The sequence below is a fragment of the Streptomyces sp. NPDC005374 genome (genome assembly GCF_042872225.1).
In the GTDB taxonomy this organism is placed as follows: domain Bacteria; phylum Actinomycetota; class Actinomycetes; order Streptomycetales; family Streptomycetaceae; genus Streptomyces.
Window position 1 is genome coordinate 527,715 of the sequence record NZ_JBIAKA010000001.1, and the last position, 13,171, is coordinate 540,885.

At 68.6% G+C, this 13,171-nt stretch carries 11 protein-coding genes; 4 read left to right on the plus strand and 7 right to left on the minus strand.

Annotated features, from left to right (window positions below; all coding sequences use genetic code 11):
• Positions 1-13 precede the first annotated feature (13 nt).
• From ACFYRX_RS02525 to ACFYRX_RS02540, 4 genes are all read right to left on the minus strand, one after another.
• Positions 14-784: a group II truncated hemoglobin gene (locus tag ACFYRX_RS02525; RefSeq protein WP_389095904.1), complete on the minus strand. Its 771-nt coding sequence runs from the start codon at positions 782-784 to the stop codon at positions 14-16.
• A gap of 159 nt (positions 785-943) precedes the next feature.
• A complete protein-coding gene (locus ACFYRX_RS02530) occupies positions 944-4,285 on the minus strand; it encodes a S8 family serine peptidase (RefSeq protein ID WP_389096896.1) in 3,342 nt (1,113 codons plus the stop codon).
• A gap of 212 nt (positions 4,286-4,497) precedes the next feature.
• Complete coding sequence (locus ACFYRX_RS02535; protein WP_389095906.1) at positions 4,498-5,181, minus strand: ABC transporter ATP-binding protein; 684 nt, start codon at positions 5,179-5,181, stop codon at positions 4,498-4,500.
• 336 nt (positions 5,182-5,517) lie between these two features.
• Positions 5,518-6,978 (minus strand): ABC transporter permease, encoded by a 1,461-nt coding sequence (locus tag ACFYRX_RS02540; RefSeq protein WP_389095908.1) that lies wholly within the window; start codon positions 6,976-6,978, stop codon positions 5,518-5,520.
• A 184-nt stretch (positions 6,979-7,162) separates the two neighbouring features.
• Here ACFYRX_RS02540 and ACFYRX_RS02545 point away from each other — a divergent pair, with 184 nt between their 5' ends.
• Complete coding sequence (locus tag ACFYRX_RS02545) at positions 7,163-7,690, plus strand: hypothetical protein (RefSeq protein ID WP_389095910.1); 528 nt, start codon at positions 7,163-7,165, stop codon at positions 7,688-7,690.
• Positions 7,691-7,882: 192 nt separating this feature from the next.
• Positions 7,883-8,410, plus strand: a complete 528-nt coding sequence (locus ACFYRX_RS02550; RefSeq protein WP_389095912.1) for a signal protein — start codon at positions 7,883-7,885, stop codon at positions 8,408-8,410.
• 75 nt (positions 8,411-8,485) lie between these two features.
• On the opposite strand, the gene ACFYRX_RS02555 is transcribed toward ACFYRX_RS02550, so the two are convergent.
• On the minus strand, positions 8,486-9,751 hold the full coding sequence (locus ACFYRX_RS02555) for an Ig-like domain-containing protein (RefSeq protein WP_389095914.1): 1,266 nt from the start codon (positions 9,749-9,751) through the stop codon (positions 8,486-8,488).
• A 205-nt stretch (positions 9,752-9,956) separates the two neighbouring features.
• The gene (locus tag ACFYRX_RS02560) at positions 9,957-10,301 is read right to left on the minus strand and encodes a hypothetical protein (RefSeq protein ID WP_389095916.1); all 345 of its coding nucleotides are present in this window, start codon (positions 10,299-10,301) and stop codon (positions 9,957-9,959) included.
• 130 nt (positions 10,302-10,431) lie between these two features.
• Here ACFYRX_RS02560 and ACFYRX_RS02565 point away from each other — a divergent pair, with 130 nt between their 5' ends.
• Both ACFYRX_RS02565 and ACFYRX_RS02570 read left to right on the plus strand, forming a co-directional pair.
• Positions 10,432-10,713, plus strand: a complete 282-nt coding sequence (locus ACFYRX_RS02565) for a hypothetical protein (protein WP_389096898.1) — start codon at positions 10,432-10,434, stop codon at positions 10,711-10,713.
• A gap of 42 nt (positions 10,714-10,755) precedes the next feature.
• The gene (locus ACFYRX_RS02570; protein ID WP_389095918.1) at positions 10,756-11,538 is read left to right on the plus strand and encodes a hypothetical protein; all 783 of its coding nucleotides are present in this window, start codon (positions 10,756-10,758) and stop codon (positions 11,536-11,538) included.
• A gap of 49 nt (positions 11,539-11,587) precedes the next feature.
• Here the strand turns inward: ACFYRX_RS02570 and hutH are convergent, their stop codons facing one another.
• The gene (hutH, locus tag ACFYRX_RS02575) at positions 11,588-13,126 is read right to left on the minus strand and encodes a histidine ammonia-lyase (RefSeq protein WP_389096900.1); all 1,539 of its coding nucleotides are present in this window, start codon (positions 13,124-13,126) and stop codon (positions 11,588-11,590) included.
• Positions 13,127-13,171 lie beyond the last annotated feature (45 nt).

Genomic DNA, 13,171 nt, shown 5'->3' on the forward strand with positions numbered 1-13,171 from the left:
GTCCTGACCCGTCTCAGCCCTGGTACGGCAGCACCGCCCCCCAGTTCCACCGCGGTACGGGCTGCTCGGCCGGGGGCTTCGCGTCCGGGGCCGAGAAGTGGACGGCGAGCCTGGTGCCCCACTCCACGTAGGCGAGGAACGCCGAGCGGAACTCCGCGTCGGTGGGCAGGCCCGCCTCGTCGGCGGCGTCCTGGATGAGGTTCACCCAGCGGCGGCGCTGCGGCTCCGTGATGCCGCGGCCCATGTGCTTGGCGACCATGTGGCCGTGGCCGCCCTGCGTCTCGGAGTAGGCGGACGGGCCGCCGAAGACCTCGGCGAGCCAGAGGGCGACGTGTTCGGCGTGCTCGGGGGCCAGGCCCGCGAACACCGGGGCCAGGAGGTCGTCGGCAAGGACCTTCTCGTAGAACACCGTGGTGAGCCGGCCGAAGGCCTCCGCGCCGCCCGCCCACGCGAACAGGGTGGGGACGGCGGCGCCCCGGCCCCGGACCGTCGTGGGCTTGTAGTGGCGCATCTCCTCGATGTTCTCGACGTACGGCCGGATCTCGGCGAGGAAGTCCTCGAACAGCTCCGACTTACGGAAGCCCTCCACGTGGTCCTCGGTGGAGGTCCACGTGATGCGCAGGACGTAGTGCTCGAAGTCGTCCTCGCAGCGGGCCAGTTCGTAGTCGACGCACTGCGGGGCCGCGGCCAGCTGGGCGGAGGCGTGGGTGTAGGCGGACAGGAACTCCGCCGAGCGGTCTTCCGGGAGGCGGTAGCGGACGTACTCGACGGTCTCTGTGGTCATGGCTTCACACAAACACGGACGCCCCACCGGAGGCTGCCCCTTCGGCCCTCCGTTCGCTGTGGGCTCACCCACGGTGGTCCCGGACGGCTGGTGGGGATACGGAAGGACCCGCCGGAAGCAGCGCTTCCGGCGGGTCCCCCAACTACCGCGTGCGACGGCTCACTTCCCGTAGTACGCGTTGTAGATCGAGATCGTCGACTTGTTGCCCTTCTTGTCGGCGATCTTGGCGTGGAAGGAGATGGCCTTCCCCTTCGCCGGGTTCTTCACGGTGATCTTGCCGCCCGAGACCGTGACCTTCTTCCAGGTCTGGCCGTAGTCGTACGACACGTACACCGCGAGGGACTTCAGGTTGGAGCCCTTGGCGGAACCCTCGACGGTCAACGGGATCTTGACCGTCTTGCCTGCCTCGACCCTGCTGTCCAGACCCGTGGCCGCGTTGAAGCGGACCATGGAGGCGGGCAGCTTGGTGAGGTCGGCCGGCTTCTTGGACGAGAACGTCCAGCTGGCGTCGATCCGGGTGGAGGCCGCCGCGACCTTGACGCTGCGCTTGACCGAGGTCGTCAGCTTGTACGAGGCCTGGCCGGCCGGAACCTTGAACGTCTTCTCGCCGAACAGCGGGTCGTCGTTCGAGCCGACCTTGACGCCGTTCTTGTACAGCGTGGTGTTGACCGAGGTGAACACCGAGGAGCCGGCGTGGCCCTTGCCGTCCGAGAACAGCGGGACGAAGCCGAAGATCTCGTTGCCGTCGCGGTACAGACCGAAGTCGGCGTTGAGGTGCGGCCCGAAGACGGCCGTGTTGACGGTCTTCGAGTAGGACTTCCCGCCCTGGTAGGACTGCGCTCCACCGAGGGTGTAGTACGCCTCCGCGATCGGGAAGCCGTCCGGGTCGACGCCGTTGTCCTGCTCGAAGTCCAGCTCCCACTTGACCCCGCTGGGGGTGGACAGGTGCAGGGTGCGGCTGCCGGGCAGGGTCTGCAGGATGCTGATGGCGGAGGCGCCGAAGGCGCCGGGCAGCCAGCCCACGGCGCTGACCGAGCCCTTCTTGCCGCTCGCGGCCGCGCCCATGCCGACCTTCACCGCTGCCAGCTCGCTCGCCTTGTAGTGCTTGGTGTAACCGGTGGCGAACTGCTTGACCGGGCCGCCGGCCACGGTGTCGTACTGCTCGGTGCCGCCCTTGCTCCAGTGGCCGTCGAACTGCTGGCTCAGCGAGCCGTCGGTGACCTGCGGGCCGACGTGCGCGGTACGGAAGCCGGCGTACGTGTCGAGGAACCAACCGAAGCCGTACCCGCCCTCGGCGGTCTGAACCGAGAAGCCCGGCGAGGCGAACTCCGACTTCGCGGCCGCGTCCGGCACGGTGATGTCCACCGGCTTGGCCTTGCGCGAGTCCAGCGTGATCGTCGTGTTCTTCGTGACGTTCAGCTTCGGCTGGACCAGCCAGTCGGTGCCCTTGGTGGTGTCATCGGGGTCCACGAAGTTCGCGGAGTTGAGGATGTAGCCGCCCTTGGGCACCCGGACGGTTACGGAGCCGTCCTCGTCGTACGGGTTGAACCACCTGCCGTCGGCGAGACCGGAGATGCCGGCCAGGTCCGCGCTGTAGGTCTTGGCCGGCTTGCCGTCACGGTCGAGGACGTTCAGCGTGACGTCGTAGGACTCGACCTCGCGCTGCACCGCGGCCGCCGTGCGGACGGTCTGGCCGCCGCCCGTCGCGGTCACGTACGCCGAGTAGGCGCCGTCGAGCGTGCCGCCCAGCTTGGTGTTGACGGTGACGTCGACGGAGGCCCTGCCGTGCGCCGGGACCGTCACGGTGGTCGCGGCCAGCTTGAAGAAGCCGGCCGGGGCGGCCTGCCCCTTCGGGTTGGTGGCCGTCGACGTCAGCTTCAGCGTGACGTCCTTGGTGCCGAGGTTGCGGTAGGTCAGCGGCTCGGTGGCCGGCTTGTCGTCGGTGTGCGGCCACGCCTGGGTTTCGAAGCTCACCGACACCGGGTCGGCGATCACGGTCTGCTTGATGGCCTTGTCGACCTGGATACGGCCCGAACCCTGCTGGAACGGGGTGTACTTGCCGCCCTTCGTGGAGCCCGTGAGGGCGCCCTTCAGCTCGGCGTAGCCCCAGTCCGGGTGTTCCTGCTTGAGGATGGCCGCGGCGCCCGCGACATGCGGGGTCGCCATCGACGTACCCGAGATGGTCAGGTAGCCCGGCGGCTTCTCGCCGACCTCCTGGTCGATGAGGCTGCCCTTGGCCGCGGCGGCCGTGATGTCGACACCGGGCGCGGTGACGTCCGGCTTGATGGCACCGTCGCCGGTGCGCGGGCCGGTGCTGGAGAAGTCGGCCAGCAGGTCCTTGTCGTCGACGGCGCCGACGGTGAGCGCGGAGTCCGCGCTGCCCGGCGAACCGACGGACTCCGGGCCGGAGTTGCCCGCGGCGATGGCGAAGAGGATGCCCTTCTCGGCGGAGAGCTTGTTGACCTCCGCCTCCAACGGGTCGATCGCCGGGGTGTCCTGGCCGCCGAGGCTCAGGTTGACGACGTCGGCGCCCTGCGCGGCCGCCCACTCCATGCCGGCGAGGATGCCGGAGTCGTCACCGGAGCCGGTGTCGTCGAGGACCTTGCCGTTGAGGATCCTGGCGCCGGGCGCGACGCCCTTGTACTTCCCGCCCGACTTGGCACCCGTCCCCGCCGCGATGGACGCGACGTGCGTGCCGTGACCGAACTTGTCGGTGGCGTCGGCCGCGGTGGAGAAGTTCTTGGACTCGATCACCTGGCTCTTGAGGTCCGGGTGGGTCGCGTCGACACCGGTGTCCAGTACGGCGATCTTGACGCCCTTGCCGTCGTAGCCGGCCGCCCATGCCGTGGGGGCGCCGATCTGCGGCACGGACTTGTCGAGGCTGGCCTTGCGGACACCGTCGAGCCAGACATGGGCGATACCGGAGGCGGTCCTGTCGCCGTTGGTGACGGCGTCCCAGAGCTCGGGCGTCTCCTTCTGCGGCGTCTGCACGGCGTCCGCGTTGAGCGTCGTGAGGCTCCGCCGCAGGGTGCCCGCGTCCCGGACGTCGGCCTTGGCCGCCGTGGCGGCGCCCTGGTAGCCGACGATGACCTTCAGTCCCTTGGCCTGGGACCTGCGGGTGGCGGACTTGTTGAGCTCGGTGATGTCGAACAGCCGCTCGTCGAGCTTGCCGCCGGCCACCAGCCGGGCCGCGTCCGCGGGTATCACGAGCGTGTGACCGGCGGCCTTGCGGATCTGCACGGGTATGTGTTCGCGGCCCTTCGCACGCTCCAGGCCGACGACCCGGCCCTTGGCGTCGACGGTGACGCGGTCACCGGTGATCAGAACGATGCTGTGCTTGGGCGTGAACTGCGCCTTGTTCGTCAGCGCCTTGTTCGTCGGCGCCGTATTGGTCCGCGCGCTCGCCGTCTGCTGCGCGTCCGCCGACGCCGGGCTGGTCATGCCCGCCGCCAGCGCCACCGCGGCCGCCGTGGCGATCGTGGCCGCGCATGCCTTTTTCACCTGTCTGCGCAAGATTCCCCCTTGCAGAAGAACCGGGTGAATTCCCCGTTCACCCGGCCGGGGGAGGTCTCGCACAAATGAACGTGCGCCCCCCGGAATCCGCAGTATGCCGGGGGGTGATCAGCTACCTCAATACACAGACCGCTGACAGCAAGCTCTGTTACACGACTGTCGGGTTCACGAACCCCCTTGACAAAGACGGAAGTTGAGCCTCAGGTGGCCGCGTTCTCCTTCACCGTGATCCGGCCCTTGCGGATCGTGGCGACGCGCGGTGCCTTCTTCGCGATGGCCGAGTCGTGGGTGACCATGATGAAGGTCAACCCCAGCTCCTTCCACATGCGTTCGAGTACGTCCATGATCTCGTCGCGCATCGACTCGTCGAGGTTGCCGGTGGGTTCGTCGGCGAGGAGCACCTTCGGCTGCTTGACGAGGGCACGGGCGATGGCGACGCGTTGCTGCTGTCCTCCGGACATCTCGGACGGCAGGTGCGAGAGCCGTTCCCCGAGCCCGACGGACGTGAGGGCCTCGGCCGCCCGCTGCCGCCGCTCCTTCACCTTCACACCGAGGGGTACGAGGGCGGTCTCGACGTTCTCCTGCGCGTTGAGCGTCGGGATCAGGTTGAAGCTCTGGAAGACGAAGCCGATGTTCTCGCTGCGGACCTTGGTGAGCTTGGCCTCCGACAGCCTGGCCAGATCGATGCCGTCGAGCACGACCTCGCCCTCCGTGGGCCTGTCCAGTCCGCCGAGCATCTGCAGGAGCGTGGACTTGCCGCCGCCGGTGGGGCCCTGGATGACGAGACGGTCCCCGTCGGCGATGGTCAGGTCGACACCGGCGAGCGCGTCGACGGTGTCCTTGCCGCGGGTGTAGCGCTTGGTAACACTTCTGAGTTCGTACATGGTGAGCTCCTGGGGTGGTGGGGTTCGGGGTGGTACGAGAGTCGTTGTCGGCTGCGGGCCGGTGGGGGCGGGTCGCGCAGTTCCCCGCGCCCCTGGGTGGGTCCAGACAAGGCATGCCCCAACCGCACCCACCTAGGGGCGCGGGGAACTGCGCGACCAGCCACGGCGCTCCTGAGCGGGTGCAGACAAGGCACGCCCCAGTGCAGACAAGGCACGCCCCGGCCGCACCCACCCAGGGGCGCGGGGAACTGCGCGACCGGCCCCCACCGGCCCGCACCCGCAAGCCCACAAGGCGAGGCACATCCATAGGCGCACCGGTGCCACAGCAAAGGCCCGCTACTCGACGCGCCGCAGCGCATCCGCCGGCCGCAACCGTGACGCACGCCAGCCGCCGAAGGCCCCGGCGATGAGACCACCGGCCACAGCCAGCCCGACCGCGATCGCAACCGTCGTAAGACTGACCGGAGCGGTGAGCGCCACGTCCATCGTCTTGGCGGCCACGCGTCGGCCGGGACCGCCGAAGCCGCCACCGCCCCCGGCGTTACCGCCACCGCCACCGCCCAACTGCGCCTGCAGCGTGGGGCTGATGGCCGTCACGACGTACGCGCCGGCAAGGCCGAGCCCGATCCCCAGCGCACCACCGAGCAGCCCGTTCACCATCGCCTCACCGACGACCTGCCGGGTGACCCGGCCCGACTTCCACCCCAGCGCCTTGAGCGTGCCGAACTCCCGCACCCGGCGCGACACCGCGGACGAGGTCAGCAGCCCGGCGACCAGGAAGGCGGCGATGAGCACGGCGATGGACAGCCACTTGCCGACGTTGGTGGCGAGCGAGGAGGCGGTGGAGAGGGAGCCGGAGACGGTGTCCGCGAGGTCCCCCGAGGTCGTGACGGTCGTACCCGAGATGTTCTTCTGGATCGTCGACTTGACGGCACCGATCTTCTGGGAGTCGGTCGCCTTGACGTAGATCGTGGTGACCTTGTTCTTCGAGTCGCCGAGGGTCTGCGCCTGCGTGAGCGGGATGTACACGTTGGCGGCGGCGTCCCCGCTGTCCGCGGTGGCGACCCCGATCACCGTGAACTTGACGCTCTTGACGGTGAGGGTGGAACCGACCTTGAGCTTCTTCTCCTTGGCGTACGCCGAGTCGAGGACGGCGACCTTGGCGTCGGTCTCCGTCGACTTGAAGGTACGACCACTGGTGATCTTGGACGAGGTCAGCGGGCCGAGCGCCGGCTTGGTGACGTCGGTGCCGTAGACGGAGTAGTTGTTGACGTCGAAGTTGGCGCCGCCGCCCCGAACTTCACCCTGCGGCTGGCCGGTGCCGCCGCCGTTCTCACCGCCGCGCCGCCCGGTCCCGCCGTTCTGGTTCTGCTGGAACTGACCGCGGGTGAACTGCCCGCTCACCTTGATGACCTGGAGGCTCAGCCCGCCGACCGCGTCCGAGACGCCGGTCTGCTGGTCGACCTTGGTGACCGTGGCGGTGGACAGGGTCTGGAACCCCTGGACCAGCACCCGGTCGGTGCTCTGCTCGGAGTCGGAGCCGTTGTCCTGCGCGTCGAACCGGAAGCGCGGGCGCCCGGTGCTGTCGGCGCTGGGTGCGGCGGCGGCCTTGGTGACCGTCATGTCCGTCCCGAGCCCGTACAGCGACTGGAGGACCTTGTCCTGGGCCTTGCCCATGCCGGACGACACGGAGCTGACCACGATGACCAGCGCGATCCCGAGCGCGAGCCCGGAGGCGACGACCAGGGCCGCCTTTCTGCGGCGGCGCAGTTCGCGCCTCAGGTAGGTGAAGAACATGGCCGCAAGCTAGGTACGGCGCGTGATGACTCACTAAGGCCCGGATAAGAGCTGCATGAGAAGCCTGTCCGCGAGTTGGGAAGGACCCCGGACGAACCTGTCAGGCCGAGGTCGCGGTGGACTGGCTGAACACCCGGCGATCACCCAGACTGTTCAGGGCCGTCCGGCGACCAAGCAGGGGATCATGAACAGCGAACGCACCCACGAACCACCGGACCTTCCCGACAACGAACCCGCCTCCTCCGTCGCCGAGTTGTCGGACATCCTGCTCGTCGTCGCGACGATGACGGCAACGCCGTTCCTGCAGGCGATCTCCACCTACTTCGGGAACGCGCTGGCCAAGGGGATGGGCTCCGGGACGCGCGAGATCATGCACCGGTTCATTCACCGACAGGCGCGGGCGAGCCTCGACGATCCCGCCGCCGTCGTGGATCTCATCAACCTGCGCACCGAGGACGGCTGGCTGGTCGAGATGAAGGTGACCGTCGAACCCGAGGCGCTCGCTCAGCTTCCGGAGCTGTGCGCCGCGGACGCACCTGTCAGCGAGTCCGATCGGCGCCCCGGTACGGCCGCGACGATCAGCTGGGACCACGACGGCCACTGGATCGCCGCGACGGTACGCGCGGACGGATACCGTGTCGCCTTCACCTGGGATCCGCAGGCGAGGCAATGGCGCGAGCGCACCTACCGCCGCCCCATTCCCGTCACATAGGCGCTCTCGTACTCTTCGCCCATGCATATCGGAAGATCCATAGCCTTACTGATCGGCGCATCGGTACTGCTCAGCGCGTGCTCCACCACGTCTGCCCCGCCCGCTGCGCCTGCCGCTCCCTCTACGGACGCAAGTGGCTCCGCGGACGCAAGTGGCTCCCCGGCCGAGGCGCAGGCCACGTCTGCACGGCCCGTGGCAGGTTCCCCCAGCACGCGAGCCAAGCTGAGCGCCGCCGATCTGCAGGGCCGCTGGTGGACCTGGGCGGCTTCGAGCGTGAGTGAGTCGAACCCCGTCTCGGATCAGGACGGCCACCTGTGCGCTCAGGGCCAGGCAAGCGGCATCTGGTTCCTGGCCGGCACTTTCGGCGGGGCCGTGAAGCGCTCGTGCACGGTGCCGGCGGCGGTCCCCGTTGCCTTCCCCCTGGTGAACCTCTTCGGCGAAACGGGCGACTGCACCGAGTTCATGGCCTCGGCGAAGGGGAGCGCCGAGCTCGACGGCAAAGCTCTGGAACCCGAACGGCACGAAGCGACGGCCGTGCGGATCAGCGCTGTGGACGGCAATCCGCTCATCCGGGGCGAGGGGCACTTCCGAACCCATTCCTGCGGCCTCTGGGTACAGCTGGAACCGCTGACACCTGGCCGTCACACACTGAGCATCAGGGGATCATCCGGATCCTTCGCCACCTCGGTGGACTACAAGCTGCGGGTCTCGGCCGGCTGAACACCGCGGCGCGACGAGGAAACGCGGAAGGCGGCCGCCCACCGGGGCAGCCGCCTTCCTGACGTTCGCCGGCCGTCAGACCGCCGAACCCGCCTTCCAGTCGGCCCAGTTCAGGTTCCAGCCGTTGAGGCCGTTGTCCGGGGCCACCGTCTTGTCGCCGGTGTTCTTGACGACCACCACGTCACCGACGATCGAGTTGGTGTAGAACCAGTAACCCGCCGTGCCGGTGTCGTTGGCGCCCTTGGTGTCGGACAGGCCCACACAGCCGTGGCTGGTGTTCACGCTGCCGAAGACGGACTTGGCGCCCCAGTAGTTGCCATGCACGAAGGTGCCGGAGTTGGTGAGGCGGATGGCGTGCGGCACGTCCTTGATGTCGTACTCGCCCTTGCCGTCGTCGTCGGTGAAGCCCACGGTCGCGCCGTTCATGCGCGTCTCCTTGAACTTCTCGGACATCACCATGACGCCTTCGTACGTCTTGTTCTCGGGCGAACCGGCCGAGATCGGGATGGTCTTGATCGTCGCACCGTTGTGCGTGATCTTCATCTGCTTGGTCTTCGCGTCGACGTACGAGACCTGGTTGCGGCCGATCTTGAACGTGACCGTCTTCTGCTGGACGCCGTAGACGCCGTCGGCACCCTCGACACCGTCGAGCGCGAGCTTCAGCGTGACGGTGGAGTTCTCCTTCCAGTAGTCGTCGGGACGGAAGTCGATGCGGTTCGGGTTGAACCAGTGACCGACGACCTCCTGACCACTGCTGGAGGAGACGGTGATGCCCTTCTGGACGGCCGCCTTGTTGGTGATCGCCTTGTCGAAGTTGATCGACACCGGCATGCCCACACCGACGGTCGAGCCGTCCTCCGGCGTGAAGTTGCCTATGAAGCTGTTGGACGGGGAGACCGTGGTGAACGAGGCGTTCTCGTGGGCGACGAGCCCGGCTGAGTCCTTGGCCTCGGCGGCGACCTTGTAGCTCGTGGATCGCTCCAGCTGCGCGTCGGGCTTCCAGCTCGTCTTGTCGGCGGACAGCTGGCCGGCGACCTTCGTGCCGTCGGTGGTCGTCATCGCCACGTCGGTGAGCGTGCCCTTGCTCACGGTGACGGCGGCGGAGTTGTTGATGGAGGCGTTGTCCGTGCCGTCCTTGGGTGTGATCTTGATCTCGGCCTCGGAGCTCTTCTTGGCCGCCGCCTCGTCGGCCCTGGCCTGCGAGGTGTCGCCGCCGCTGCCCTTCGACGAGGAGTCGTCGCCACTGGAACAGGCCGAGAGCACCAGCACCCCGCCGAGCAGAGCGGACGCGACCGTGAGGCCCCTGCGCCGCTTACTGACCGTCATCACACGCTTCTCCATCGTTGCCGAATCCCCGAAACCCCGAGAGTCCCCGTCAATAAAACCTAAACGCTACGACCGGTTCGTCCCGTTCCACCTTTTGAGAAGGTGTGGGGCACACCACTCCAGCTGAGGCGGAGGGTGCGTCTGTCGGTGCGTGCGACCCCTGAGACGACGAAACCCCGGACGGCGGTTGCCACCCGGGGTCACTCTTTCCCAGGCGTGCTCAGCCGACGGCCTCTTCTTCCTCGTCCTCCTGGACATCATCCTCGTCGAGGTCCCACTCCGGCGAATCCGGGTCGTAGTCGATCTGCTCACTGCTCCAGGAGGCCTGGGCGAGTTCGACCCCCGGCACCTCCCCGACCAGGTCGAACGGGTCCACGAGATAGGCGAGGGCCTCCGCAGTGTCTTCTGTCACAGCACCCTCGGCGTGCGCCCGCTCGTCGTCCGGCATCTCCGGATCGTCCGCGATCCGCGCGAGCGCGGCCCGCGTCACGGCCTCCTGGTCGTCGACCTCGACGACGAGTTCCACCCGAAGCCGTACAAAACGTGATGTCTCTTCAGTGCTCATGCCCGGAGAGTAAGGCCCATCGCTCCCGTGACTTTCCCGTGACCCGCGCCTTTCACTAACATCGCTCCACACGGCCAATTCGCCAGCGCCACAAGGGGATCGATATTCCGTGTCATCCGTTCGCCGTCCGTTGCTGACCGCCACCGCCGCGGGGACCCTTCTGGGTGCCCTTTGGTTCGTCCCGTCCGCCAACGCGTCCCAGGACAGCCCGGCGAGAACAGAGCCGTCCCCGCAGGCCACGGCACAGGCGCGGGCCACGACCACGAGCGCGGAGACGACCGGGGACGGCACACAGCTCGCCGACACCGGCAGCCCCGACACCACGCCGTACCTGGTCGGCGGCACCCTGTTCCTCACTCTGGGTGCAGGCTTCGTCGTGTATTCGGTACGCCGGGAACGACTGGGCTTTTAATCCGGCTTGACGATTTCTTGGCCCGCCCTTCATAGTCCGCACATGAAGAGATCATCGAGGGCGCGGATAGGCGCCACGGCGACCGTGAGCGTGCTGTCACTCGCCCTCATCACCGGATGCGGTGGAGGCTCGGACGACGACTCCAAGGAGTCCGGGACGTCCAAGGAATCCAGCGCCTCCTCCGAGAGCACGACCTCGGCCGCGAAGGCGCTCGGCGCGGCCGAGCTGGAGAAGCTGCTGCTCGCCAAGGGCGATGCCGCCGGGTACCAGGCCGACGACGGTGACGACACCCTGCCGAAGGCCAAGAGCGAGGTGAAGACCGACAAGGCCGAGTGCGCCCCGCTCGCCCACGCCATGGCCGGTCTCGCCCCGGGCGACACGGACGCGAGCGCGAGCAACACCCTCACGAAGAGCCCCGAGGCCACCGGTTCCCCGGACGCGTCCTCCCTCGAGACCCTCAACGTCTCAATGACCTTCGTGGGCCTGTCCTCCTACGACGGCGACGGCGCCGAGAAGGCCCTCAAGGCAGTCTCCGACGGCATCGCGGCCTGCTCCGGCGGCTTCACCATCACCGCCCAGGGCGAGACGCAGAAGATCACCAAGGTCGCCGCCGGGAAGGCGTCCGGCAAGGGCGACCAGTCCGTCGCGTTCTCCGTCGGCTCCGACATGGACGGCGAGGGCACCGCCACCTTCAACACCGAGGTGGTGCGCGCCGGCAACGCCGTGTCCACGTACTACTCGGTGGACTTCGCCTCGCTCGACAGCGGCAAGGCGGCCCCGGTGCCGGCGGCCGTGGTCGACGCCCAGCTGGCCAAGCTCAAGTAACAACCGAAAGGGCCCTGTTCAGCCGTACGGCGAACAGGGCCCGGCCCTCTTACGACAGCGGCCCGGTGACGGCCTCCACCGCCGCCACCAGCCGCCCCTCCCGCACGAACACGTCGGCCGCGGCGAGGTCGGGCGCCAGGAACCGGTCGGGACCCGGACCCTCGACACCCGCCTTGCGTACGGCGGTGATGGCGGCCTGGGTGGCCAGCGCCGGGGTCAGCCCCTCGCGCAGCTCGACGGCGCGCGAGGCGGCGTACAGCTCGACGGCGAGGACCCGGGTGAGGTTGTCGACGGCGGTACGCAGCTTCCGCGCGGCCGACCACCCCATCGACACGTGGTCCTCCTGCATCGCGGACGAGGGGATCGAGTCCGCGGACGCCGGTACGGCCAGCCGCTTCAACTCACTGACCAGCGCGGCCTGCGTGTACTGGGCGATCATCAGCCCGGAGTCGACACCGGCGTCGTCGGCGAGGAACGGCGGCAGCCCATGGGACCGGTTCTTGTCGAGCAGCCGGTCGGTCCGCCGCTCGGCGATCGACGCGAGATCAGCCACGGCGATGGCGAGGAAATCAAGCACGTAAGCAACAGGCGCCCCATGGAAGTTGCCGTTGGACTCAACGCGCCCGTCAGCCAGCACAACAGGGTTGTCGACGGCGGAGGCCAACTCCCGCTCCGCCACCAGGCGCGCGTGCGCCATGGTGTCCCGCCCGGCCCCGGCGACCTGCGGCGCACAGCGCACGGAGTAGGCGTCCTGGACGCGAGGGGCATCGTCCTGATGATGCCCAGTCAACTCCGAACCGGCCAGCACGGCCAGCATGTTGGCGGCGGAGGCCCCCTGCCCCGGATGCGGCCGGATGGCATGCAGTTCAGGCGCGAGCACCTTGTCGGTACCGAGCAGCGCCTCAAGGCTCAACGCGGCCGTGACATCGGCGGACTTGTACAGCATGTCCAGGTCGGCGAGCGCCATGACCAGCATCCCGAGCATGCCGTCGGTGCCGTTGAGAAGGGCGAGCCCCTCCTTCTCCCGCAGCTCGACGGGCACGATCCCGTGCTCGGCGAGCAACTCACCGGCAGGCCGCACCACACCATCGGGCCCTTCGGCGTCCCCCTCCCCCATCAGGGCGAGGGCGCAGTGGGACAGCGGCGCGAGATCACCGGAACAACCGAGCGACCCGAACTCGTGCACTACGGGCGTGATCCCGGCGTTGAGCACGTCGGCCATGGTCTGCGCGACCTCGGGCCGCACTCCCGTGTGCCCCGAGCAGACGGTCTTGAGCCGCAGGAACATGAGCGCCCGTACGACCTCCCGCTCCACCCGCGGCCCCATTCCCGCGGCATGCGAGCGGACGATGTTCCGCTGCAACTGCGCCCGGAGCTCCGGGCTGATGTGCCGGGTCGCGAGAGCGCCGAAGCCGGTGCTGACGCCGTAGACGGGCTCGGGCTTGGCCGCGAGCGCCTCCACGATCCCGCGGGCCGCGGCGAGAGCGTCGACCGCCTCCGCGGAGAGCTCGATCCGGGCACCGCCGCGCGCCACGGCCAGGACGTCGGACGCGGTGACCCCGGACGTCCCCACCACCACAGTGTGCATATCCATATTCAGGAGCGTACGCACTGAATTCCAGGATGTCACTAC

Bases quoted from the DNA above. Each gene is read 5' to 3' on its own strand.
- ACFYRX_RS02525 (WP_389095904.1), bottom strand. From the start codon at position 784: ATGACCACAGAGACCGTCGAGTACGTCCGCTACCGCCTCCCGGAAGAC.
- ACFYRX_RS02535 (WP_389095906.1), bottom strand. From the start codon at position 5,181: ATGTACGAACTCAGAAGTGTTACCAAGCGCTACACCCGCGGCAAGGAC.
- ACFYRX_RS02540 (WP_389095908.1), bottom strand. From the start codon at position 6,978: ATGTTCTTCACCTACCTGAGGCGCGAACTGCGCCGCCGCAGAAAGGCG.
- ACFYRX_RS02545 (WP_389095910.1), top strand. From the start codon at position 7,163: ATGAACAGCGAACGCACCCACGAACCACCGGACCTTCCCGACAACGAA.
- ACFYRX_RS02555 (WP_389095914.1), bottom strand. From the start codon at position 9,751: ATGGAGAAGCGTGTGATGACGGTCAGTAAGCGGCGCAGGGGCCTCACG.
- ACFYRX_RS02560 (WP_389095916.1), bottom strand. From the start codon at position 10,301: ATGAGCACTGAAGAGACATCACGTTTTGTACGGCTTCGGGTGGAACTC.
- ACFYRX_RS02570 (WP_389095918.1), top strand. From the start codon at position 10,756: ATGAAGAGATCATCGAGGGCGCGGATAGGCGCCACGGCGACCGTGAGC.
- hutH (WP_389096900.1), bottom strand. From the start codon at position 13,126: ATGCACACTGTGGTGGTGGGGACGTCCGGGGTCACCGCGTCCGACGTC.